The 24,863-nt window shown below is 64.6% G+C and carries 16 protein-coding genes and 2 pseudogenes; 8 read left to right on the plus strand and 10 right to left on the minus strand.

Translation table 11 applies throughout. The annotated features are described in order from the left end of the window. Positions 1 to 19: 19 nt before the first annotated feature. Positions 20 to 1,174: an oxygenase MpaB family protein gene (locus OXU42_07755; protein ID MDE0029277.1), complete on the minus strand. Its 1,155-nt coding sequence runs from the start codon at positions 1,172 to 1,174 to the stop codon at positions 20 to 22. A 20-nt stretch (positions 1,175 to 1,194) separates the two neighbouring features. Continuing rightward, on the minus strand, positions 1,195 to 3,090 hold the full coding sequence (gene dxs, locus OXU42_07760; GenBank protein MDE0029278.1) for a 1-deoxy-D-xylulose-5-phosphate synthase: 1,896 nt from the start codon (positions 3,088 to 3,090) through the stop codon (positions 1,195 to 1,197). A gap of 348 nt (positions 3,091 to 3,438) precedes the next feature. Between dxs and OXU42_07765 the strand changes: the two genes are divergently transcribed. Both OXU42_07765 and OXU42_07770 read left to right on the plus strand, forming a co-directional pair. Next, the gene (locus OXU42_07765) at positions 3,439 to 4,569 is read left to right on the plus strand and encodes a cupin domain-containing protein (protein ID MDE0029279.1); all 1,131 of its coding nucleotides are present in this window, start codon (positions 3,439 to 3,441) and stop codon (positions 4,567 to 4,569) included. 13 nt (positions 4,570 to 4,582) lie between these two features. After that, a complete protein-coding gene (locus OXU42_07770; protein MDE0029280.1) occupies positions 4,583 to 6,103 on the plus strand; it encodes an ethanolamine ammonia-lyase reactivating factor EutA in 1,521 nt (506 codons plus the stop codon). On the opposite strand, the gene OXU42_07775 is transcribed toward OXU42_07770, so the two are convergent. Further along, positions 6,075 to 6,644 (minus strand): SUMF1/EgtB/PvdO family nonheme iron enzyme, encoded by a 570-nt coding sequence (locus tag OXU42_07775; GenBank protein ID MDE0029281.1) that lies wholly within the window; start codon positions 6,642 to 6,644, stop codon positions 6,075 to 6,077. The genes OXU42_07770 and OXU42_07775 overlap by 29 nt on opposite strands. A gap of 143 nt (positions 6,645 to 6,787) precedes the next feature. Here OXU42_07775 and OXU42_07780 point away from each other — a divergent pair, with 143 nt between their 5' ends. Further along, the gene (locus OXU42_07780; protein MDE0029282.1) at positions 6,788 to 9,016 is read left to right on the plus strand and encodes a xanthine dehydrogenase family protein molybdopterin-binding subunit; all 2,229 of its coding nucleotides are present in this window, start codon (positions 6,788 to 6,790) and stop codon (positions 9,014 to 9,016) included. A 693-nt stretch (positions 9,017 to 9,709) separates the two neighbouring features. On the opposite strand, the pseudogene OXU42_07785 reads toward OXU42_07780, so the two are convergent. Further along, a pseudogene (locus OXU42_07785) lies at positions 9,710 to 10,851 on the minus strand (IS4 family transposase). 149 nt (positions 10,852 to 11,000) lie between these two features. Between OXU42_07785 and OXU42_07790 the strand changes: the two are divergent. Then, on the plus strand, positions 11,001 to 13,403 hold the full coding sequence (locus OXU42_07790) for a HigA family addiction module antitoxin (protein ID MDE0029283.1): 2,403 nt from the start codon (positions 11,001 to 11,003) through the stop codon (positions 13,401 to 13,403). Positions 13,404 to 13,532: 129 nt separating this feature from the next. On the opposite strand, the gene apaG is transcribed toward OXU42_07790, so the two are convergent. Beyond that, positions 13,533 to 13,922 carry a Co2+/Mg2+ efflux protein ApaG gene (gene apaG, locus OXU42_07795; GenBank protein MDE0029284.1) on the minus strand — a complete coding sequence of 130 codons (390 nt, stop codon included), beginning with the start codon at positions 13,920 to 13,922 and terminating at the stop codon, positions 13,533 to 13,535. 18 nt (positions 13,923 to 13,940) lie between these two features. Then, a complete protein-coding gene (locus OXU42_07800; GenBank protein ID MDE0029285.1) occupies positions 13,941 to 15,188 on the minus strand; it encodes a M20/M25/M40 family metallo-hydrolase in 1,248 nt (415 codons plus the stop codon). A gap of 186 nt (positions 15,189 to 15,374) precedes the next feature. Between OXU42_07800 and OXU42_07805 the strand changes: the two genes are divergently transcribed. The 4 genes and pseudogenes from OXU42_07805 (at position 15,375) to OXU42_07820 (ending at position 19,618) form a co-directional block, all read left to right on the plus strand. Next, positions 15,375 to 16,325 (plus strand): hypothetical protein, encoded by a 951-nt coding sequence (locus tag OXU42_07805; GenBank protein ID MDE0029286.1) that lies wholly within the window; start codon positions 15,375 to 15,377, stop codon positions 16,323 to 16,325. Positions 16,326 to 16,387: 62 nt separating this feature from the next. Then, positions 16,388 to 18,853, plus strand: coding sequence for a PAS-domain containing protein (locus OXU42_07810; protein ID MDE0029287.1), 2,466 nt, complete (start codon positions 16,388 to 16,390; stop codon positions 18,851 to 18,853). Next, positions 18,846 to 19,223, plus strand: coding sequence for a response regulator (locus OXU42_07815; protein ID MDE0029288.1), 378 nt, complete (start codon positions 18,846 to 18,848; stop codon positions 19,221 to 19,223). Before OXU42_07810 ends, OXU42_07815 begins: the two co-directional genes overlap by 8 nt. Continuing rightward, a pseudogene (locus tag OXU42_07820) lies at positions 19,220 to 19,618 on the plus strand (response regulator). The gene OXU42_07815 and the pseudogene OXU42_07820 overlap by 4 nt, the downstream one beginning before the upstream one ends. A 57-nt stretch (positions 19,619 to 19,675) precedes the next feature. On the opposite strand, the gene OXU42_07825 reads toward OXU42_07820, so the two are convergent. The 4 genes from OXU42_07825 to OXU42_07840 form a co-directional block, all read right to left on the minus strand. Continuing rightward, on the minus strand, positions 19,676 to 21,901 hold the full coding sequence (locus tag OXU42_07825; GenBank protein ID MDE0029289.1) for a SulP family inorganic anion transporter: 2,226 nt from the start codon (positions 21,899 to 21,901) through the stop codon (positions 19,676 to 19,678). Between the two features lie 91 nt (positions 21,902 to 21,992). Beyond that, positions 21,993 to 22,367, minus strand: coding sequence for an NfeD family protein (locus OXU42_07830; protein MDE0029290.1), 375 nt, complete (start codon positions 22,365 to 22,367; stop codon positions 21,993 to 21,995). A 95-nt stretch (positions 22,368 to 22,462) separates the two neighbouring features. After that, a complete protein-coding gene (locus tag OXU42_07835; protein ID MDE0029291.1) occupies positions 22,463 to 23,398 on the minus strand; it encodes an LLM class flavin-dependent oxidoreductase in 936 nt (311 codons plus the stop codon). A gap of 180 nt (positions 23,399 to 23,578) precedes the next feature. Further along, positions 23,579 to 24,703, minus strand: a complete 1,125-nt coding sequence (locus OXU42_07840) for an amidohydrolase family protein (GenBank protein ID MDE0029292.1) — start codon at positions 24,701 to 24,703, stop codon at positions 23,579 to 23,581. Positions 24,704 to 24,863 lie beyond the last annotated feature (160 nt).

The following is a 24,863-nucleotide window of genomic DNA, read 5'->3' on the forward strand; positions in this document are numbered from 1 at the left end:
GCCGCGGGTACAAGCAGCGTCACCACTCGTTCGACTTCGATGAGTGGACGTGGTCGGGCATCTTGTAGCTCAGTCCGCCCTCGTCGTACACGGAGATCTGGATCATCTGGGAGAAGTTTCCCGACCTTATGAGCTGGTCGCTCTTCAGCATGCGCTGAAGGCGCTGTTTCATCCGGAACATGAACAGCGTCCCGAAGGTGGTGGTCTTGGGGTACTGGTAATGGTCGGCGAGTTCGTTGCCGATGAGCGCGCGGGAAAGGCGCCGGGCTAGGGCGGTCACTCGTTGCTGCTCCGCCGGGTCCTGGATGTCGGCGATCTTCGGAATGGAATCGATCAGCATGTTGGCCACCGCCGCCGCATCCGCGTCCGGCTCGGGCTCGCAGAGCTTGCCGATCTTGTACATCCTCTCGGCCGAAGGACGGTCGGTATACAGGATGGCGTCCGGTATCCCCATGAGGTAGCCGGCATAGCGCCAGACGGCGAGGACGCTGTCATACTCTTCCTTGCTGAACTTCGCGCCCAACAGCTTCGCGTACTCCAGCAAGAGTCTGGAGAACACGGAGATGGCGAAACCCAGGTGCGCGGCGCTCAACGGCGTACCCCAAGCCTCGGTGTTCCAGTCGTCGGACTTGGCCAGCAGACTCCGGATCCGCGCGTGCACGAAGCGGACCCGCGTGGACAGCTTCCATCCGTCCCCTTCCCGGTTGAGGCCGCCGGGGAAGAAGATGTCCAGGAGCTGGCGGTTGTTCTGCTGGAGCCGTCTCTTGGTGGAGCCCACCCGACCCGTGATGTAGAAGGATTTCGAGATGAGCGTGGCGAATCCCTCCACCAGCACGCCGGTGACGAACGCGATGAGCATGAGATCCACGTTGGCGTGGAAGGCGCGGACACCGGGACGAAAGGCTTGGTGGTCGAGCCATGGGGGGTCTTCGAGGTTCTCGAAGAAATCCCGCAAGGACTTCGGGGCTTCGCGCAGCACCTCGTCGTGCTGCTCGATGCCGGCCCCGACGAACCGGTGCAGGTGGCCGGGATTCATGGAGGAGAGCTCCTCCATGACCGGGTCCAGGGCGGGGTCTCCAATGGCGGTGTGGCGGATGTAGTTGTCCGCCAGCGCTTCATCGTACAGGCGACCCTTGGCGTACCCTTCGATGTAGGCAGTGGGCGGCTGCGACACGAGCTGAGCTCCGCGCTATTTCAGGCTACCTCCGCCCGACCGGCGACCTGGGCGAGAAGTTCCTTCGCCTGTCGATGGATTCCGTCGGCGGTCAAGGTGTACTTCTCGCGAAGCAGATCCTGGGGACCCTGCTCGATGTACCGGTCGGGCAACCCCAGGCATTTGGTTCGTATGTTCATGATACCTTTTTCCGAAAGAAGTTCCAAAACCGCGGAGCCGAATCCGCCCATGGCGCTGGACTCCTCCACCGTCAGGAGGCATTTCACCTCCCGTGCCACCGCGCCGATGAGGTCGCCGTCCAGCGGCTTGACGAAGCGCGCGTTGATCACCGCGGCGGAGATCCCTTCCTTTCGCAGCCGTTCCGCCGCCTCCGCCGCCTGATGGACGGTCACGCCGATGGCCACGAGCGCGATGTCCGTCCCCTCCCGCAGGAGCTCCCCCTTGCCCAGCGGCAGCGCCTGCGGCATCGGGTCCATCTCCACCCCGAGGCTCGAACCCCTGGGATAGCGCACCGCCGCGGGCCGGTCGTAGCTGACGCACGACTTGACCATGTGCTGCAGCTCGTTCTCGTCCTTCGGGGCCATCACCACCATGTTGGGCACGTGCCGCAGGTAGGCCAGGTCGAAAGCGCCGTGGTGGGTGGTGCCGTCCTCGGCCACGAGGCCGCCGCGGTCGATGCAGAGCGTCACCGGAAGGTTCTGGGTGGCCACGTCGTGGACCACCTGGTCGTACGCGCGCTGCAGGAAGGTCGAGTAGATGGGGATCACCGGCCGCATGCCTTGGGCGGCGAGTCCCGCGGCAAAGGTCACGGCGTGCTGCTCGGCGATGCCGACGTCGTAGAGACGCTCGGGGAAGACGTTCTCGAACGCCGCCAGTCCCGTCCCCTCGGACATGGCCGCGGTGACGGCGACGATGCGCGGATCGTCCCTGGCAAGCTGGATGAGCGTGTTGACGGCGAAGCTGCTGTAGGAGGGCGTCGTGGACTTCTTCTTGGGCCTTCCCGTGTCGCGGTCGAAGGGGGAGCTGGCATGGAACCACACCGGGTTGTCCATGGCCGGTCCGTAGCCCAGGCCCTTCTTGGTGACCACGTGCAGCAGCGTCGGCCCGTCGAGCTTCAGCACGTTCTCCAGGGTCGGCAGCAGGTGCTCGAACTGGTGGCCGTCGATGGGGCCGACGTAGCGGAACCCCAGCTCCTCGAACCACAGCCCGGGGAGCAGCAGCCCCTTGACCAGCTCCTGGGCGCGGCCGGCCAGCCGCTGCACCTGCTCGCCGATGTGCGGCATCTTGCCCAGCACCCGCTTGGTCTCCTCGGTGATGCGATCGAAGAACTCGCCGGTGATGGTGCGGTTGAGATACGCGGAGATGGCGCCCACGTTCTTGGAGATGGACATCTGGTTGTCGTTGAGGATCACCAGCAGGTCGCGCTTCAGGCCGCCCGCCTGCTGAAGCCCCTCCATGGTGAGCCCCGAGGTGAGGGCCCCGTCGCCCACCACGCACACGACCTTGTGGGTCTGCTTCCGCTGCTCGCGCGCCTCCACGAAGCCCACGGCCGCCGACACGCCGGTGCCCGCGTGGCCCGCGTTGAAGGTGTCGTACTCGCTCTCCTCGCGCTTGCAGAAGCCGCTCAGCCCGTCGTACTGCCGGATGGTGTGGAACTGGTCCTGGCGCCCGGTCAGCAGCTTGTGTGCGTACGCCTGGTTGCTGGTGTCCCAGACGATGAGGTCCCTGGGCGTGTCCAGCAGGTAGTGGAGGGCCACGGTCAGCTCCACCACCCCGAGGTTGGAGGCAAGGTGCCCGCCGACGTTGGAGATGACGGAGATGATCTCTTCCCGGATCTCCTCGCAGAGATCCGGAAACTGCTCCGGAGCGAGCTTCTTGAGATCGGCGGGACACTCGATCATCTTGAGGATGGGCATGGAAACTCCCTCCCACTGAACACAAAAGCAACCTGACAGGGCGCGAACGGCAATCTTCTCAGGAACAGCGGTCTCTGTCAAACTCGAAATCTTATCCTAACTCCTTGTCGCATCGAGAAAATCATTCGCGAACCATGGCAGGAGCCCACTGGGCCGGAGCGTCCCGCGCCGGTCTTGCGGCGCTCCGGGAAAGACCCGTGCCGCGGTCTTGACCCCCGGTGCGGCGGGACGCTATATACATCTGTGTCTTATCGGGCCGGGCAGGCGCCGGCCCGTTTTTGTTCCCCGGACCTGATCCCCCGGACAAGACAAGCACGTTTCGCCAAATCCAATTCAAGGAGCGGTACCATGGGAGAAGATATCAGCGAAGCCGTAGCAGAGAAGACCAAGTTCACCTACGACCACTGGATGGAGGGCCTGGGACTTCCGATCCACACCGGGTACTTTATCGGGGACCTGCGCACCTGCGACCTCGAATGGTGGGAAGACCGCAAGTGCAAGGCGGCCTTCATGCAACTCATGGGGCAGGAGGGCGTCACCGGAGCCTGGATCCAGGAGATCGCCCCCGGAGAGTCGAGCCCGCCGGTCAGATTCGCCCTCGACGAGGTCGTCTACGTGGTGGAGGGCCGCGGCACCACCACGGTGTGGCGCGACGACAACGGCACCAGGAAGACCTTCGAGTGGCAGAACAACAGCATGTTCATCGTCCCCCGCAACTACCACTACACCATCAACAACATGCAGGGCGACAAGGTGGTCCGGCTGCTGCACTACAACTACCTGCCGCTGGCCATGTCGTCCGTGGGAGACCCGGAGTTCTTCTTCGACAACCCGTTCTCCGGCCAGGACGTCATCGCTTCCGGGGAAGGCGAATTCTACTCCGAGGCCAAGATGGTCACGGACTCGGGCAAGTGGAACGTGTGGAACCGGCGCGTCTACTGGTACGGCAACTTCTTCCCGGACATGCGCGCCTGGGACAAGCTGGACGAGAACAAGAAGCGCGGCGCCGGCGGCCACAGCGTGTTCATCGAGTTCCCCAACTCGGAGCTTTCCTGCCACATGTCGGTGTTCGCGGCGCGCACCTACAAGAAGGCGCACCGCCACGGCCCCGGCAGGGTCATCGTCATTCCGGCGGGCGAAGGCTACTCGATCCTGTGGGAAGAGGGCAAGGAGAAGATCGTGGTCCCGTGGCACGAGGCCAGCGTTTTCGTGCCGCCCAACAAGTGGTTCCACCAGCACTTCAACGCCGGCACCACGCACGCGCGCTACCTGGCCTTCCATCCGCCCATGCAGTTCCACGGCTACGCGGAGAAGGTCGAGGACCGGGCCAAGGACCAGATCGAATATCCGGACGAGGATCCGTTCATCCGGCAGAAGTTCGAGGAAGAGCTGGACAAGCGCGGCACCACGAGCCTGATGCACGAGGAAGCCTATACCAACTACGACTACGAGTGGTCCAAGGGGATGGGAAAACAGTAGGGTTACGCGAGCCATGCACGACGACGCAGACAACCCCGAACACTTTCATCCCGGACCCGATGCCATCGTGGAGGATATCGAAGGGGTCGAGATGTTCTCGCTCACCAGCGTGGGCATCGACATCGGCTCCTCGACCTCCCATCTGGTGTTCTCCCACCTGACGCTCCGGCGCGAAGGCGCCGGGCTGTCGGCCCGGTTCCGGGTCACCGACCGGGAGGTGCTGTACCGTTCGCCGATCATGCTGACGCCGTACAGCTCCGGGACCCTCATCGACACGGCCAAGGTGGAGGACTTCATCCACGAGTCCTACCGCGTGGCCGGCTACACCCACGACGACATCGACACCGGCGCGGTGGTGATCACCGGCGAGGCCCTCAACAAGGAGAACTCCCGCCCCATCCTCGAGTATTTCGCCAAGGACTCGGGCAAGTTCATCTGCGCGTCGGCCGGCCCCAACCACGAGGCGCTGCTGGCGGCCTACGGCTGCGGCGCGGTGGACCTGTCCAAGTCGGCCAAGGCCACGGTGCTGAATATCGACATGGGCGGCGGCACCACCAAGCTGTCGGTCATCCGCGACGGGACCGTGACGCAGACCGCGGCCATCAGCGTGGGCGCGCGTCTCATCGCCTTCGACGAGAACGACGTGGTGACCCGGGTCGAGCTTCCCGCCAGGTTCATCACGAAGGAGCTGGGCACCCCGGTGGAGGTCGGCCAGACCGTCACGGAGGACGTCAAGCGGGCGTTCGCCGCCTACATGGGCACCTACCTCTTCAACGTCATCCAGGCGAAGCCGCTTTCCGACCTCGAAGAGCATCTGCTGGTGACCGATCTGCTGCCCGACTACGACGGCCTGGAGAGCATCGACCACATCGTCTTCTCGGGCGGCGTCTCCGAACACATCTACGATCACGAGGTGCCGTCCTACGGCGACGTCGGCCCCTATCTCGGGAAGGAGATCCGGGACCGCATCGACGAGCTGAACCGGGCGGACCTGGTCAAGGAGCCTGTCGAGGGCATCCGCGCCACCGTCATCGGCGCCGGCGAGTACACGATCCAGGCCAGCGGCAACACCAGCTACATCTCCAGCGAGACGCCGCTGCCGGTCTACGGCCTGCAGGTGGTCAAGGCGCTCATCGACGAGGACTCCGACGTGCAGGCCACGCTCCGCGCGGCGCTGGCCAAGTTCGACCTCGACAAGTTCAAGCCGGGTCTCGCCTTGGCGCTAGGCCTCGATGGCGTACCCAACTACAAGTCCATCCGGCGGGTGGCGGAAGGCATCGCGGCGGTGGTCAACGACGCGGAGGATCCGGCGGACCCGGCCCTCAACGTGTTCCTGATCCTGGACATGGACGTGGCCAAGTCCCTGGGCGGCATCCTGAAAGAAGAGCTCAAGGTCGGGCCGGAGGTCATCGCGGTGGACGGCATCGACGTGGGCGACCTGGACTTCATCGACGTCGGCAACGCCATGGGCGTCACCGAGGTCATCCCGGTCACCATCCGCTCGTTCATGTTCCCGGAGAGCCGGCTGGTCTAGCGGCCCACGCTGCCCGGCTGGGCCGGTGGCGTTCAAAGGTCAACGGCGACTGGCCGCCGGCGCACCGGAACCCTTTCACTTCGTTGAGCCAGTGGGGCCGATACCGGTGGGAGCAGTCGCATGTCCCCATGGGTCCGCACAGGGCCTTGAACGAATCTCCTTCCGTTCCGACCTCGGTGGAGGTCCATTCCCAAACATCGCCGTGCTTGGTCAGGTTGCCGCCGTTGCACGCCGCCAGCCATTCGGGCACGGTGGGCAGCCGCTTGCCCCCCGCCCATTGGCAATAGGCCACGGCGTCGTGCCACGTCACCAGCACCACGGGATCGGATGCCGAGCCTTCGGGGTGCGTGCCTTCCGTCCAGTGCTCCGGCGCGGCGCGGCCGGTAGCGTGGATGAACCGGCGGTAGTCCTGGTTGGTCACCTCGGCCGGGTCGAGGACGTCGGAAAGGGCCGGAAGTGCGCCCGTCACGACGGAAAGCGGCAGCACGAGCCCCAGCCAGAGAACCCGCGTGGCGGCGAAGGTACGAAGTCGGGAGTGCATGGCTGTCCCTCCTGTTCTCGGGTCTGTTACTCACGGAACGGCGTTACCGCACTGGTACACATCGACCCGAGCGTGTGTTATGCAAGACGGAGCATTTTCGGGCTTATCGCACTTCAATTTCAACAACCCTCCAGAGGTGAGCAATGGCGGAAACACACAGCGTGGGGGTTCCGACACCCCGCATCGACGGTGAGCAGAAGGTAAGCGGCAAGGCCAAGTACGCGGTGGACGTCACGTTCCCGGACATGCTCTGGGGCAAGATTCTGCGCAGCCCCATCTCTTACGGCCGCATCAAGAGCATCGATACCAGCAAGGCCATGCAGGTGCCGGGCGTGGTCGGCATCCTCACCGGCGAGGACGTCGCCGGTCTGCGCATCGGCCGCCGGGTGGTGGACATGCCCATCGTGGCCGACGGCATGGTGCGATTCATCGGCGAGAAGGTGGCGGCGGTATCCGCCGAGACCGAGGACGCGGCCGAGGAAGCCGCCGCGCTCATCGAGGTCGAGTACGAGGAAATGGACCCGGTTCTCGATCCAGTCGAGGCCATGGAGTCCTCGGCGCCGCTCCTGCACCCGGATGTTCACACCTACAAGGGGCTGCCGCAGAAGCTCGACGGCCCCACCAACCGCGTGATCTACGTCAACTGGGAGAAGGGCGACATCGAGAAGGGTTTCGAGGAGGCGGACATCATCGTCGAGAACACCTTCACCACGCCCAAGGTCCACCAAGCCTACATCGAGCCCCATTCCTGCGTGGCCAAGACCGACCCGGCCACGGGCGCGGCCGAGATCTGGGCGTGCAGCAAGGTACCCTACGGCATCCGCGGCCAGGTAGCCGCCGCGGTGCAGGTGGATCCCGAGTCCATCGTGGTGCATCCTTGCTACATCGGCGGCGACTTCGGCGGCAAGGGCGATTTCATGGATATCGCCCTGTGCTATTCGCTCTCCAAGAAGAGCGGCGGACGTCCCGTCAAGATCGTCATGGACTACGACGAGGAGTTCATCGCCGGCAATCCGCGCCATGCCTCCATCATCAAGGTCCGCACCGGCGCCAAGAAGGACGGCACCATCACCGCCCACCACATGGACTTCATCTTCGACACCGGCGCCTACTGCGCGTTCAAGCCCAACGGCATCCTCGGCGGACCGCAGAAGTCCCCCGGGCCCTACAACATGCCCAACACCTTCGTGGAAGAGCACATGGTGTACACCAACCAGGTACCGTGTGGGCACATGCGCTCCCCGGGCGACCCCCAGGGCTTCTTCGCCAACGAGAGCCAGCTCGACCTGCTGGCCGAGGCGCTCGGCATGAACCCCGCCGACCTGCGCAGGAAGAACCTGCTGGAGGGAGTCCATGACTCCCCCGTGGGCGAGAAGGTCGACTACGTGGGCTCCAACGCGGTCTTCGACAAGGCCCTGGAAGAGACCAGGTACTACGAGCCCCGGCCCAGGAACGTGGGCAAGGGCATCGGCCTGGTGCAGTGGTCGGTGAACGGCGGCAAGGGGCTGGTGAAGTTCAGGCTCGACGACACCGGGACCCTGACGGTCTCGTCCGCCATGCTGGACCAGGGCGTGGGCACCTTCACGCTGCTGGAGCAGATGGCGGAGCAGGAGCTCAAGATCCCGGCCGAGAACATAAGGTTCGAGCACTTCGACACCAGCGCCGGCATCCAGGACTCCGGCCTGGGCGGCAGCCGCGGCACCCGTGTCTACGGCAACGCCGGCTACGACGGCATCATGAAAACCCGCGAGGAACTCCTGGAGGCCGGCGCCAACGCGCTGGACGCCCCCAGGGAGGACATCGACCTTGCCGACGGACAGGTGGTGCACAAGAACGCCGGCCGCGCCATCAGCTATGCCGACGTGGTCAAGGCCAAGGGCTCGGCCATCGAGACCGAGGGGCTCTACGACGACACTTCCAAGGTGGCGGATGCCGCAATGTGCGCGCAGATCGCCGAGGTGGAAGTGGACCCCGAGACCGGCAACGTCGAGCTCAAGCGGCTGGTCACGAGCCACAGCACCGGCACCATCCTGAATCCGCTCATGCACCAGGGCCAGATCGAAGGCGCCAGCATGACCGGCATCGGCTACGGCATGATGGAGCACTTGATGGTGGACGACGGCAAGGTCACCACCGCCAACTTCGGCGACTACAAGATCCCCACCATGCGGGACGTGCCGGAGTTGACCACCCTGCTGTCCGAGCACAAGCGCGGCCCCGGCCCCTACAACAGCATGGCCATCGGCGAAACCGCCAACATCCCCACGGCCGGCGCCATCGCCAACGCCGTCGCCGACGCCTGCGGAGTGCGCATCATGTCGCTGCCGATCACGTCCGAGAAGGTGTTCGAAGCGCTGAACCGGAAGAGCTGACCGGCCGAACGGACAGCAAGCGCACATCGAGTAGGGGCGGAACGTCCCCTCGCGGTTCATTGCGGCGAGGGGACGTTCCGCCCCTTTTGCTTCGGGCGTTCCCGCTGTTATACGGACGGGCTAATCAGGGTGGATGGCTCGGGAGATGATCAGGTCCTGCTCAACCTGACGCGGTTTCGCCCAAGGCACTGTTGTGCCCCAGGCCAGGATGCTGATGGATGGAACCATTTACGAGTCCAGTTCCGGCATACGGCGCACGACCACACGCCAACTCGGGTCTCTTTCAATGGGCTTGGGGGCGAAAACCGGGTCTATCGCCTCGGTCGGATCAAGCTCAACCCACCCACCGGGCAGACTGCCCAGGGCCTGATCAAGTGCCCCTGTCGCTGGAGTCGCTCCGCCGCGTCGAGAAAGGCGCCGTGGCTGCCCCCGATGGCCTGCATCGCCTCCTCACTCGAGAACACGACACGACCGGACGCGAGTAGCCACGTCGTCCACAACCGAAGAGATGTCTGGCGTTGCTTGGTCATATTGAAATATCCGCTAAATTTGCGGATATTTCAATTCAGTTGAAAGGAGTACGTTACGTTTGGCTATCAGAGCTTCGTAATCGGCAGTACGGTCGTAGTAGGGCTGAGCGCTTTTGAGCACGACATAGATGATGTATCCTCGGACACTGCTGTCCCACAAATTTCATTCGAGCCGGAGGTTGAGTTGAGGAGGGGGTTGGGGCGGAGGAGGCGGGGCGAGGATGAGTTGGAGGGGGCGGCGGTCGAAGAGGTTGAGTTGGAGGATTCGGAGGATGTGGTTGAGGGAGAGGGAGATGCGATTGAGGAACTTGAGGTAGGCGATGAGGAGGTAGACACAGAGGGCGATCCAGAGCTGAGAGAGGACGGCGTTGCGAGAAGTTCCGAGGAAGCTTTTGACCTTGAGATGCTGCTTGATCCACTTGAAGAAGAGTTCGACTTGCCAGCGGTCTTTGTAGATATCGGCGATGGTTTTGGGGGCGAGGGAGAAGTTGTTGGTGAGGAAGTAGTAGAGTTGGCCGGTGGCGAAATCGATATAGCCCACGCGGCGGAGGGGGTGAGGATATTTCGCATGGCTGGAGGTGAGTCGATGGTCTGATCGCAGATCAGGCCTTGTTCGGAGCGGACGGGTCGGCTTTCACGGATGGCGTAGCGAGTGCCTCTTTTGAAGCGGGTGACCACGAAAATTCCTTGTGAATACAGGTCGTTGAGCCATTTGAAGTCCACGTAGCCCCGGTCCGCCACCAGGATGCTGCCCCGGGGCAACGTCAGCGCCCGCGCTCCATGGATGTCCGAAGTCTTGCCGTCGGTGATATGGACGAAGGTCGGCAAATAACCGCCGTGGTCCAGCCCCATGTGCAGCTTCACCGCCCCCTTGGTCTCCCGGAACTTCGCCCACGGAAACAGCGATAGACACAAATCGATGGTGCTCGCATCCAGCGAGTACAGCTTGTTCTTGAATCGAAACTTGTGCCCCGGTGCCTGACTCCGACAGCGTCCCAGCAACTTGCCGAACAACGCCTCGTATAACGTATACGGCTGCTTCTCGTTCACCCGCGCCAAGGACGATCGGCTGAGCCCCTTCACCCCAAGATGGTACTGCTTGTGAGCCTGCACGTTCAGATTCCCCACAATATCCCGCAAGCTGCTCCGCCCCGCCAATTGCCCCAGAACCATCGCCACGAACTGACCCCACCGCGTCATCTTCCGCAACCGCCCGCCCTCATGGTGCTCCCGAGCCTCCCTCTCAAATTCATGTCGCGGCACCAGCTTGAGTATTTGCCCCAGTACTGTATGATTGTGCGCCATGGACCTGAACCTCCCTGTTGATGGGCTTGTGATGATTCCATCTTAACACAGGCGAGCTCTTCAGGTCCTCCTCCGTTCCTATTTCTGTGGGACAGCAGTGATCCTCGGATGATCTCGGCCCAGTTTAGGTCAAGATGCCGGACGCCACCGTGAGCGACAACAGCCCCGACATTTCGGCTTTCGAACGCTGCGTCGAATCCATCAATGCCGCGTACACACGGCTCGGCCACCGGCTAGGCTGGCGGTTTCTGGCAGGACCTCGGCGCACGTTCGCCTCCCATGCCCCGTTCGCCTTGATCACGCTGAATCCCGGCGGGGCGCGCGAAGATCCCAACCACCCACGGGCAAGTTCCGAGAATAGCAGCGCGTACTGGATCGAGTCCTGGAAGGGTTGTCCACCTGGAACCGCGCCGCTTCAGTTTCAGTTCCAGGAACTCTTTGCCAGAATCGTCACCATTGTCGACGCGAGCGAATCCCCGCGTGCCTTCGTCGAGAACCGCGTGCTGGTCGCGCATTTCGTGCCGTTCCGGTCGCCCAGTCTTGCCGCGCTGCATCGTCGCTGCGAATCCATCGCGTTCGCGCGCCGGTTCTGGGCCGAAATCCTCGCCGAGTGGATCCCGCGGACGATCCTGACCATCGACCGCGTCACGTTCAAGAACCTGCACGGGATCATCTCTAACCGCGCAGCGAAGGTCGTTGCCCACCGGCGATTCCCGACTGGATGGGGACGCTGCAGCGCCGAAGCCTTCCGTTTCCGAATGTCAGAGTGCGGAGAAACCGTCACGCTGGCGCGGTTGCCTCACCTGTCCAGATTTCGCTTGATGTCGAACGAAACCTGCCGGCAGCCAGTCCAGGACTTCCTCGACTACGTATGTGCTCCCGCTCACCAGGCCGCGGTGCCGCACCACTCCCACGCTTGCCGTCAAGGCCCACGTATGCGAAGCGCACCGCGGGCTCCACGTGAGGGGGATGCGAGCCCGCCTCGTCGAATCGATTCGGTTTCACACCGTCGGCTTGGCCCGTCGCTGCGCCTCGCCGGTATCGAGGGCGCGGACCTGTACCGGGAATGGGAGACGCATATCGAGGATCAGCGAGCACGCGCCGCTTTTCGCCTCTTGGTGGACGTCGCGGCCTCGTTGCCGCACTTGGTCCTGAGCTTCAGGAAGAAGGGGAAGCTCAAGACGTGCTGCCTTCATGACTGGTCAGAACGGCGCCCCAGGCTGCCGTATTCGTTCATCGTTAACAGGAGTTGGATCAAGTTCTACTTTCGTTTCCGTGAGGCGCGCGCCGGCAAGGATGCGCTGAAGCGGGATTTCAACAGCTTTGAAGACGGCAACAGCAGGGGTGAATGGACCGTCAAGCTGCGGACCGAGGAAGACGTGCGGCTCCTGCTCACGCACCTAAGGGGGAACATGAAGCTCTTCGACAGATACGTAGCCGTCGATTGGTCGGCCAGCAGCAGACGTGAGCGGGGCGAGAACAGCATCTGGCTCGCCGTCCGAGGCATGGGCAGAAGGGTGGAGTACAAGAACCCCGCTACTCGCCAAGAGGCGATGAAGTACATCGAAACGCTGCTGAGGACCGCGACAGCGGAGGGGCGCCGGTTGCTCTGCGGGTTCGACTTTCCGTTCGGATTTCCCGCCGGTACGGCCCAAGCGCTTACCGGCCGCGCCGGCTGGGAGGCGGTTTGGTGTCGAGTTGCCAAGTTGATCGAGGATGATCCACGTAACAGGAACAACCGCTTCAAGGTGGCGGCGAAGCTGAATGCACACTTCGACGGGGACGGGCCATTCTATGGCAACGGTCTGCAAGAGGACATTCCCGGCCTTCCGAGAAACAAGCCACGCTGGGGAGCGAATCTCCCCCCAACCTGCCGCTATGCCGAGTCGAAGGTCAAGTCTGCGCAAGAGGTCTGGAAACTCCTCGGCAACGGATCGGTCGGTGGGCAGGCGCTAACCGGAATCGCGGCGCTTGAACACTTGCGGCACTGTACCGGGGCGCGGGTCTGGCCGTTCGAGACGCTTGGCGAAGGTCGTTCCCACGTGCTGGCGGAGATATATCCATCGTTGATCGAACCCGATCCCGGGCCCGAAGTGAAGGACCGACGACAGGTCGGCGCAGTGGCCATCGCCCTCCAAACGCTCGACGAGGACGGTGAGCTTGGGCGTTACCTTGACGTTCCAAGTGAGATGCCGGCCACCGTGCGCCAAGAAGAGGGTCTGATCCTCGGGATGCAGAATCCCGCGGGATTCCAACGAGCGGCACGCGAACGCGCAGTTCATCCGGGCGAGCATCTGGCTGAAGAGTTGAAGGAGGTCGGCATGAGCATGGCTGCGCTTGCGCGATTGCTTCAGGTGCCCACCAACCGCATTACCGAGATACTCAACGGGCGGCGCGCGGTTACGGGCGATACGGCCCTCCGGCTGGGGCATTTCTTCGGCATCAGCGCGGAGTTCTGGTTGAACTTGCAGAAGCTGTACGAATTGCGGGTGGCAGAGGAGGAAGCAGGCGAGGAAATTCAGGCGCTGCCGACGCTCAAGGACCGTCACTAGGTGGGTGAGTGAACAGACGCTGAACCAAACATATGTAAAATTCCGCTTAATTCGCGGATATTTGCATATGGATCATGCAAATCGCTGGGAAACTTGTGGTTGGACTTTAGGAAGACGAAACTACACTGGCTAATGCAGCGACCGCGGCTCGCCGAGCAAGAACTCAGCGATCTGGGCGTCGAAGCGGTCGCCGTCGGCGGTGACCATCTGGTAGGTGCCGTGCATGGTGCCGTAGGGGGTGGTGAGTGGGCATCCGGAAGTGTACTGGAAGGATTCTCCCTCCTCCAGGACCGGACTCTCGCCCACGACGCCTGGTCCCTTCACCTCCTCCACGTGGCCGGAGGCGTCGGTGATGATCCAGTGGCGGCTCACGAGTTGAACGGTTTCCGAGCCGTCGTTGCTGATCTCCACGGTGTAGAGATAGAACCACCGGTTGTGCTCCGGAAATGAACGGGCCGGGTCGTACTCGGTGGAGACTTCGATCCGGACCCCTCGCGTTACCGCCTTCGAGCTACCCAAGGCAACCTCCGTATCCAATCACTTCGATTCCCCACACACCGACAGGATGGCGAGCGCGTACACCTTGGTGGCGGCAACGAGATCGTCGATCTTCATCGCGCGGTTGCGCGCCTGGCTGATGTTCTCTCTCTGTCGGGGCGGCCCGTAGCAGACCGCCGGGATCCCCAGTTCATTGAAGATGTTCATGTCGCGCCACATGCTGATCTCGGCCGAAGGCGGCGCCGGGGGGTCGGCACCCATGACGTCGCGGTGCGCCTGGTCGATGGAATCGATGAGCATGTCGGCGTTCCGCGCCACGTGCCCCCTGGAATACTGGTAGATGGACACCTCGGAGTCGAAGTCCAGGGTGGCCATCACCGCCTCGATCTCGCGCTTGATGGCCTGGGGATCGGTCCTGGGAACGATGCGCACGTCATAGTAGATGTCGCAGTAGCCCGGGCCGCCGCGGACCGCGGCCACCTGGGCCTTGGGGATCATGGTGCCGCCGGGGAACTCGAAGCGCGCCTTGTGCTCGTAGTCGATGGCCCATTGCTCCAGCGCGACAACCGCGTGGGCCATCTTGATGTAGGGGTTGGGGTGGGCCCGCAGGGACTCACCCCGTTCCAGCCGCGGCGTGTAAAGCTCGCGGCCCTTGCAGCGGATCTTGAGCCAGACCGCGCCGCATTCCCCCATGATGACGCCGAATCCGGAGGTCTCCCCGACGAGGGCGTAGTCGGCGGTGACGCCGCGGTTGACCAGCCACCAGGCGCCGAAGCCCTCGCCCGGAAAATTGACGCCCTGGGTGTCGTCCACCGACGGCTCGCCGGTCTCGGTGGCCACGCCGGTGACGTAGAGGTCGCCGCCGAGCACGACCCCCGCCTTGTTGAGCGCCCTGGCGGCGATCATGAAGGCGCAGAGCTGGGCCTTGTCGTTGATGAGGCCCTTGCCGTACATCAGGTCGCCGTCCACCCAGGCGCCTTCCATGCGCACGTTCGCGTCCGACGCGTCGGCCGGAAGCTCCGGGCCGGTGTCCATGTGGGCGTTGAGGATGAGGCTCGACCCGCCGCCCGCGCCCCGGATCACCCCCACGGCGTTCACGCTCTCCTCGGTGATCCATTGAAGCCAGGCCTCGATACCGGCCTCCTTGAGCCACGCGACCACGGCCTCGCCCAGCGCCCGTTCCTGGGCGTGGGGGCTGGGCATGCCGCCAAGTTCGAGGCAAAGCCGGACCAGGTCCTCGCGGTCCCCGTCGATGATTTCCTTGAGGCGTTGTGCGGTGTCACTCATGGGCTCTATTCATACTTGACGGCTTATCCGACTTCAAGGAAGGCACGGCGCCGGGCGGTGTTGCGGCCGGTTCCGTGACGATGTCCCGCTTGGCATTGCCGTGGTCGCCAGGGGCCGGCGTATCTGCTACACGGTCAGGGACATCAAGGGAGGACCGCTATGGCGCAACAACGACCGAATTCCCGGATGAAACGGGTGCGGGCCATGCTGGAGATCGCCGCCGGCGTCTATCCCGAGCGCATGCTCGAGCTGGGCGTGGGGCTGGACATCAACATCCACTCCAGCAAGGAAGAGGACAACATCTTTCCGCCGCTCCGGTTCGGCGTCCATGGCGCGCTCATGGGCGGCATGAAGGCGCCCATCGAGGTGGGCAAGCGCCGGGTGGACGTCTCCCACGTGAACCCCTCGGTCATCGCCACCATGGCCTATCGCGGCAAGGGCTACTACAAGGAGGCGCTGCCCCTGCGCGCCCTCGCCTGCTTCCCCTCCTGGGACCGCATCGCCATGGTCGTGTCCAGTGATCTTGGGGTACGCTCGCTGCGCGAAGTGGTGGAGAACAGGATCCCCTTGAAGGTCTCCACCCGCACCTCGGGTATCGACAACTCCACCGCCTACGCCATCACCACGATCATGTCGCTCTACGGCTTGACGTTTACCAAGATCAAGCGCTGGGGCGGCAAGGTGGACGAGTGCGCCCACCCCTCCTCGCCCAAGCGCATCGAATCGATCCGCGCCCGGACCGTGGACGCCGTGTTCGACGAGGGCCTGTCCACCAAGTGGCTGGAGGCCGCCTTGGAAAACGGCTACGAGGTGCTGCACCTCGACGAGGACGTGATCGCGGGCATGGAAGACCTGGGCTTCAAGCGGTCGGTGATCCCCAGGCGCCGTTTCCCGGGCATGAAGGAAGACGCGCGCACCGTGGACTTCAGCGGCTGGCCCGTCATCACCCACAAGTGGCTCACGGACGACATGGCCTACTCCCTGTGCCAGGCCATTTACCGGCGCCGCCGGGACATCCCGGTGGACGCGCCGCGACTGAACGTCCGGCAGGCCTGTCGCGACACCGACGCCGGACCCTTGGGCATCCCGCTCCATCCAGGGGCGCAGCGGTTCTACGAGGATATGGGGTTCCTGTAGACTACAGGCGAAAAGCGGCACGGGCGGCTTGGAACCCGCCCCTGCGAGCGCATTCCTGGACCATGGCGACCAAGGCAACCGCCGAACACGCTCGGATCGACCTGCTGCTGCAGCGGGACGACGGCACCCTGCTGAAATCCGCACTCGACCTGCTCGAGGAAGGATTCGGCATCTTTGATCGGGACCTGACATTGATCGCGCGAAACGCGCCGTTCTGCAGGCTCTACGGCTTCCCCGACGATCTGTGTCAGCCCGGGGCAACGCTCGAAGCGTTGCTTCGCCACGACGTGATGAGCGGCGATCACGAGCCCGAGGCCGTCGAGGAGCAGATCGCAAGAAGAATGCACAGAATCTCTCGCGGCGAGCTTCGCCAGGTCGAGCACGAAACGCCGAACGGGAGGATTCTCCTGACCCGGTACGATCCGATCTCGAACGGCGGAGTGCTCATCACCTGCCGCGACGTGACGGAACCGCGACGGATCGACCGGGCTCTCGAAGCAAGGGACGAGCGTTATCTCGCCCTGGAGCTGGAACGGGCGCAGAGACGGCTCAGCGAGGCGATCGAGGCCATCTCCGAAGGCTTCTTGCTGTTCGACCCCGAGTACCGTCTGGTTCTTTGCAACGAAACCTACCGGCGCTACTACGCCGGAGCGGTCGGCGAGGAGGCCGTGACGCGGCTGGTGCCGGGTGCGTTCTACGAGGACATCATCCGGACGTTCTTCGAGCACGGCCTTTCCCCCGACGCCGCGCTCGACGTCGACGCCTATCTGGACCGGCGGCGGGACCGCTCGGGAGCTCCCGTCGAATTCCATCTGTCCAACGGGGTCTGGTTGCAGAGCGCCGAAAGACGGACGCAGGTCGGCGGCGTGGTCGCGGTCTATACGGACATCACCGAGGTCAAGCAGCGCGAGGGAGAACTCAACGCCGTGCTCGACACCATCGAGTACGGCATCTGCTTCATGGGGCGTGATCTCCGGGCGCGGGTCGCCAATCGGGCGTTCCGCGACATGTGGAACTTCCCCGACGATTTCTTCGACAGCCGTCCGACCCTGGCGGAAATGATCGGCTACAACCGGCACACCGGGCTCTACGGTGTTCCCGACGACCAATGGGAGGACTATCTCGCCGGGCGCATCGCGGCTGTCCGCGCGGGGGCCATAGCCCCCTTCGAGTGGACCCGTGGCGACGGCAAGGTCCTGCGGTACCAATGCATCGTGCTCCCCAACGGCGGCCGCATGCTGACCTATCTCGACATCACCGAGATGAAGCGGCGCGAGCAGCAGCTCGGCAAGCTTGTCGACGAGCTCGCCGCGACGCGCGACGAGGCGCTGCGGGCGCGCGCCCAGCTCGACGAGGCCATCGAGGCGATCTCCGAGGGCTTCGTCGTCTTCGACGGGGACGACCGCCTCGTCGTGTGCAACACCAACTACCGGCAATTCTACGTCGACGCGGCCGGCGAGGAGATGGCCGGGCTCGTGGTGCCGGGCGCCGATCGCGACACGATCCACAGGGTCGCCTTCGCACGCGGCATGTTCCCGGACAGCACCGGAACCATCGAGGAGTTCCTCGCCGAGCGGCGGGACTACCCGATGAAGGCCGTGGAAGTGCGCTTCAGCAACGGCATCTGGGTCAGGATCGACGAGAGGCTGTCTTCCGACGGGAGCATCGTCGGCGTCTACGCCGACATCACCGACGCCAAGAAGCGGGAAGCCGAGCTCGCCGACCTTGTGGACCGCCTGACGGCCGCGCGCGACCAGGCGATGGAGGCCAACCGGACCAAGAGCCAGTTCCTCGCCAACATGAGCCACGAGCTGCGCACGCCCCTGAACGCCATCATCGGCATCACCGAGATGCTGGAGGAGGACGCGAGGGACGACGCCCTGGACGATTACATCGAGCCCCTGGAACGGGTCTCTCGCGCGGGGACCCACCTCCTGCACCTGATCAACGAGGTCCTCGACCTCTCCAAGATCGAAGCGGGCCGGATCGAGTTCCATATCGAGGCCATCGACATCGCCGAACTGACGGAAGAGCTGGCGACGACCGCGCAACCGCTCGCCGACCAGAAGGGCAACCGGTTGGCGGTCCGTTGCCCGGAGGAATCCGGCACGATGCACGGGGACCCGACACGGGTGCGGCAAATCGTTCTCAACCTGCTGAGCAACGCCTGCAAGTTCACCGAGGGCGGCGAGGTAAGCCTGGCAGTTTCGCGAAAGAGGACGCGCGGCAAGGACTGGATTCAGTTCGCGGTCGCGGATACCGGCATCGGCATGACGCCGGAGCAACAAGCCAAGGTGTTCGAGGAGTTCGCCCAGGCCGACAGCTCCACCACCCGAAAATACGGCGGTACCGGCCTTGGCCTCGCCATAAGCCGGCGGTTCTGCCGTATGATGGGCGGGGACATCGAGCTGGTCAGTGAGCCGGGAGCCGGCAGCACGTTCACGGCGCGGCTTCCGGTGATCCTGGACCTGGCACAATTGGGCGGGAACGACCCGGAGCGGTCAACGACGGCAAGGACCAATGACTAGAATCCTTTATGTCGAGGACAACGACGACAATATCTACATGCTTGAACGTCGCTTGCGGCGCAAGGGCTACGACGTCGTCATCGCCACCGACGGCGAGGCGGGGGTCGAGATGTCCCGTTCCGCCGCACCCTCGCTGATCCTGATGGATCTGAACCTGCCGGTGCTGGACGGCTGGGAGGCGGCCGGGCGGATCAAGTCCGCGCCCGAGACCCGGCACATTCCGATCATTGCGCTTTCGTCGCACGCAATGGAAGGCGATCGGGAAAGCGCGATCACCGCCGGCTGCGACGACTACGACACCAAGCCGGTAGATCTCGCGCGCCTGCTGGCAAAGATCGAGGCGCTGTTGCCCAAGGGAGCCCCGGCGTGAGCGGCGACGGTCCCGCCATTCTCGTCGTCGACGACAACGAGGACAACTGCTACACGCTGACGCGGCGGCTGAAGCGGCAGGGTTACGACAACGTGGCCACCGCCGGGCACGGGCGGCAGGCGCTGGAGCTTCTGGCCGCGCGTCCCTTCGACCTGGTCCTGCTCGACGTCATGATGCCGGACATGAACGGCTACGAAGTGCTGGAGACCATGAAGGCCGATCCGGCTCTGCGCGGCATCCCGGTCGTCATGATATCGGCGCTGGACGAGGCCGACAGCGTTGCCCGCTGCATCGAGATCGGCGCCGAGGACTATCTTGCCAAGCCCTTCGACCCGACCTTGTTGCGGGACCGGGTCCGCGACTGCCTGGAGAAGAAGCGGCTCCGGGACAGCGAAGCCGACCGTCCGCGCGAGCGGGAGAGTTAGTCGCCCGCCGTTTCGGTCGGAAGCGCTCTACCGGGCGTCCGATTCCGGGAGACCGGCTGCGTCCGCTCCGGCGGTGAGAAGGTATCCGTACAGCTCCAGCATCAACCGCTCTTGATCCTTTTCCAGCCGCTGCCGGACGGCGGGCGTGAGCGTCAACGTTCGGCACGGTTCATCCGCGACCGCGGCGGTCGTGGACGCATGGGCCTCGAAAGCGGCGCGTATCCCTATCGCATCGCCGGGGCCGCACTGCCGAAGCCGCGTGCCTCCGGCATCGTAGACGGAGGCCCGGCCCATCAGCAGCAGTTGCAACCCGTCCTGCGGCTCACCCAGCGCCACAAGGGTCTGGCCCGGGTCGTAGTCGCGAACCTCCAGCCACTTGCGGAGTTCGTGGGCCATGTCCTCGAACAGGATACGCCTGTCCAGATGGCTCTCGATGTCGCCGGCGAAGCGGTCCAGCAATGCGTCGCCGGAGCCGTCTTCACGGCGGAGATCCGCTCTTCGCGCCGCGATGACGATATCCTCGCATTGCTCGAGACCGCGGTCCGCATCCGCTTCGAACAGCAGGCCGGTGAATACCGGAGACGGAAGATTGCGTTCCATCTCGGCCCGGCAGTTTTCGGGCGCGGCGCACAGAGCGGTCCGCACTCCGGCGTCGTGCGCGGCCCGGACAAACTGGCACAGGGTGTTGACGGCCGAGAAGTCCAGACCCGAGACGGCCTCGAAATCGAGCAGGATGCAGGCCGGAGGCGGGTCGCGGCTCAGCGACTGCTTGAGCCGGCTGGCCAGGGCGTGGGCGCTTCCGAAGAAGAGATAGCCGCGCGGCCGGTATCCATGGACCCGGTCGCCCTCCGCCAGCAGTATCGCCTGGTCGGCGATGCGGCGGGTCCGGTTGCTGCGGCGCTCGCGCGCGGTGAACACGGTCTCGATCGGGTCCACGCGGCTGAGGCGGATCGCGAAGTGAACGGTCGTGATGGCCATCCCGATGCCCACGCCTTCGGCAAAACCGAGGAATATCACGGCGACGAATATCGCGAGGACGATGGCGTAATCCGGCCGGGGCAGCCGTCTGCGGCTTCTTACGAGCCATTCGTCCAGCAGGCCGACGCCGATGAACATCGCCATCCCGGCCAATAGCGGCACCGGGACCAGTCTCACGAACGCGTCGCCGACGACCAGTACCGAGCCCAGCACGAGGGCGGTAATGACGCCGGTGAGCCGTGTTTCGGCTCCGAGCCGGTGGTTGAGCATCGAAAACGGGAGATTGATGAAACCGGCCGGACCGCCGCCCAGACCGGCGATCACGCTGGCTCCGCCCGCCACCTTGAATTCCCGGTTCCACTCCAGTTCCCGGTTCGTGGCCAGCTCGAAGCTGCCCAAATATATGACCGCGCCGAGCAGGATAACCGCGACCAGGGACAGCATGTTGGGAATCTGCCCGACCACCGCGCCCCAGTCCACATAAGCCAGATCCCCCGGTTGGAAGGGGGGCCAAAGGGTCCCTTCCATCGCGTTCGCGAACAGCAAGCCCGCCGCCCCGGCCTCTTCCGCCGAGATATCGAGGAGGGGCAGGCTCATTTGGTAGAGCACGGCGCCGAGCACGAAACTCGACGGCAATATCCAGGGGCTACTCCAGCGTTTGGTGGACAGGAACAAGCCAAGGCCATAGACCACGCCGGGACCCCAGCTCCAAAGCACGGTGGTTTCCAGGAGTGAAGGAAGCGCTTGCCAGCCCGGCGTCGCCTTCATCATCGACAACGCCGCCAGAGTGATGAGCCCGCCGACGCCGGCGAGAACCCCGCACGCGACCGGATAGGGAACGAACCGGAGCAGATCGGCCAGCCGAAAATACCCGATCGCCAGGAAGCACGCACCGGTCGCGACCGAGCCGATGATCACGATGGCGGCCAGGGTCATGAACAGCGCGTTCCCCTCCAGCGGGATCGCGGCGGCGATGGTCGCCAATGCGATCACGACAACCGTCGGATGGTTTGCGATCACTCCCCGGTAGCCCCCGGTCAGCGCGACCACGAGGCAGACGGCGAACGCGCCGAACACCATGATGCCGATGCCTCGGGACAGAAACGGCGCCAGCGGACCGGAAAAAACCAGGGCTCCGAACAGGATCTCGTAGACAATGTGAATCAGGCCCAGGATGACTCCGGCCGACAGCGCCGGCAACAGCTTGCCCGCGCGTACGTCGGCGCGGAGTTCGGAGACCAGGCTCGTGATTGATGACACCAGATAGCCGCTCATGGAGCAACGGACCATACATCATTCGGGGAGATTCATATACAGGCGAAATCCGCCCCCTATGTACCCGTCGGCGATCCGGGAGGCTGATTACCTAGTCCCTCGCCACGGTCAACGTCATCCGCTGGCCCTGGACCACTCTGACCTCCGCGCCCGCGGGTATCGCGGGAGCACCGGGCTCGGTGCGGGCGCGCCACAGCTCGCCGTTCACGTAGACGTACCCGGCAGGGTCCAAGGTGTCCCGTGCCACCCCGCGCAGGCCCACGAGCTGGGCGGCGCCGGCGGCTTCCAGTTGGTAGGCCTTGCGCAGGAACGGGTAGCAGACCACGTCCTTCACCACCACCACGCCCACGATGGTGAGCGCCGCCCACATGGGCAGGCCCAGCCACGCGTGCAGGACGGTCACGAGCGCGCCGGCCAGGAGCCAGCCGGGAATCTGGAAGAGGTAGTAGCGGGTGACGGTCCGCACCGGCGGGGTGTCTCGTTGGTCGGAGGGTCTGTCCGGGCAGTCGGGAAGGGTCGCGTGAGTCGCGGCGATTCGACGGCCCGGACAGGTGTACGGCGCTACATGGCGCCGGCGAAGAGCCGCAGGGTCTCGCCGCGGTCGGCGTCGCCCACGTTGTAGGGAATGATCGCCACCTGGTTGATGGCGCTTTGCTTCAGCTCCGCGACCTTGGTGTTGCACTCGTCAGGGGTGCCGGCGACGGCGAACTTGTCCACCAGCCAGTCGGGGATTACGCGGGCCTGGGCGGCGAGCGGGTTCATGTGCTGGTAGTAGTTGTAGGCCTCGTGGATGTCGTCCAGGACCTTCTGCTCGTCCTCGTTGAGGGTAAACGGCAGCGGGTGGGCGATGACCCGGGCGACGTGGGCCTTGACCGCGTCCTTTGCCCCGGGCTTCTCGGAAACGGCGCACGGGACCCACAGCACCAAGTCGATGTCGGAGAGCTTGCGGCCCGCGGACTCGGCGCCGGCGGCGATGCGTTCCACGGCTCTCTCGATGGCACCGGAATCCACGCCCACCAGGATGATCACGCCGTCGGCGATGCGCCCCGACAACTCCAGCATCTTGGGCCCGCTGGCGGCCGCGTAGAACGGGATCTTCCGGTTCTGGGCGAAGTTGAGGTGTATTTTGCTGCCGCTCTCCAGCTCGGCTTCGCCTCCCTCGATGACGGCCCGCATCTGCGCCACCGCCGCCTCGAAGTCCGCCAGCCGCGCCTGCTTGCGGCCCATGGTCTCCAGCGAGCTGTCGCCGAGTCCGATGCCCACGGCGAACCGCCCCGGCGCCATCTCGTCCAGGGTCGCGTAGCCGCTGGCCAGCACCGAGGGGTGCCGCGTCACGGGGTTGGTGACGCCGGTGCCGATGATCACCCTCGACGTGTTGAGGGCCACCGCGGCCATGTTCACGAACGCCTCGCGCCAGATGAGATGCGAGTCGCCGACCCAGATGTGGCTGTAGCCCAGTTCCTCCGCCTGCTTGCTGAGCTGGATGATCCGTGACATGGGTTCCGTGGGAAACATTCCCACGCCGTATTGCATTGAGCTCACCGCGAAACCTCCTTCGCCAACGGCCCCTGTATCCGGGCCGTCGACCGACACCAATTTCTCGTATTAACGAATTGTTACGGCCAATTCGGCCATACTACAAGATCCGGCCCCAAGTCTTTGGGAAGCCGCTGGTCGCTATCCGCTGATGACGACCCCCCGCTCCGGCGGCGGCGTCTGCTGGCTCCGGCCCGCCACGGTCAGCTCGCCGTCGATCATCACCACCGAGATGCCCGGCAGGTCGCCCTTGGCGAACGAATCGAGCGCGTCAGTGGACACCGATCCGGTGATGCGGTCCATGATGACGAGGTCCGCGGGCCTCCCCTCCGCGATGATGCCCAGGTCCAGTCCGTGGGCGCGGCCGGTGTTACCGGTGGCCATGGCCACGGCGTGCTCCGGGGTGATGCCTCCCAGCGAGGCCAGGAAGCAGATCTCCCGCAGGATGCCGCGCGGCACCACGCCCGTGCCGCCGGGCGTGTCGGTGCCCACCAGCACCCTCGCCTCGGCGCCGTGCTGGCGGACCGCTTCGGTCAGCACCATGCCCATGCGCAGGTTGCCGGAGGTGCAGATCTCGACGTAGTACTCCGTCTCGGCCACGATGCGGCGCAGGTCCTCCTCGGGCATGGGGATGGGGCCGCCGGTGCTGTGGCCGATGACGTCGGGGTCGATGGCCTTGACGATGTCCACCCCCGCCACCTGGCTCACCCCCGAACGGGAGACCCCGCCCGAGTGGATCTTGACCTTGATGTCCCGCGCCCGGGCCCACTTCACGTAGCGTTCGGCCTCGCCGGTGGGCAGCAGGCTGTAGTCGTAGAAGATGAACTTGACCAGACGGATGCCGGCCCCGTCGATGGTGTCGAAGTCTTTTTCCTCCAGCCCCGGCACCAGCAGCAGCGTGCCGCCGTGCACGCGCACCCCGGTGGGGCGCAGGTTGTCCCAGCAGCGCTTGGCGACGATGGCCAGGGACACCGCGCACAGGGGGTCCGGCGGCAGCGGCAGGCCCGGCACGTGCAGCTCCCCGGCGGAGATGATGGAGGTGACCCCGCCGTGCATGTAGTGGGTGATCCAGCCCATGGAGTTCTGCGCGGGCGTGAAGTTTCCGAAGGTGGGATGGGAATGCGAGTCGATGAGGCCGGGGACGACCGTGGTGCCGTTGGCGTCGATGGTACGGTCGGCGCCGCCGCTCAGGCCGTTGCCGATCTCCTGGATGACGCCGTCCGCCACCAGGATCGAGTCGGCGTCCCGGAGGGGGTCCTCCAGCATCCCTGTCACCAGAGTCCCGATGTTCTTAATCAGCGTTGAGGACATGCGCGGGACCGTAGCACAGAAACCCGCGAAATTCAGGCTCAGTGTGACAGGATCTGGCTGAGGAACAGCTTGGTGCGGTCGTTCTGGGGGTTGTTGAAGAACGGCTCGGGGGCGT

The organism is Deltaproteobacteria bacterium (genome assembly GCA_028818775.1).
GTDB lineage: Bacteria > Desulfobacterota > Binatia > UBA9968 > JAJDTQ01 > JAJDTQ01.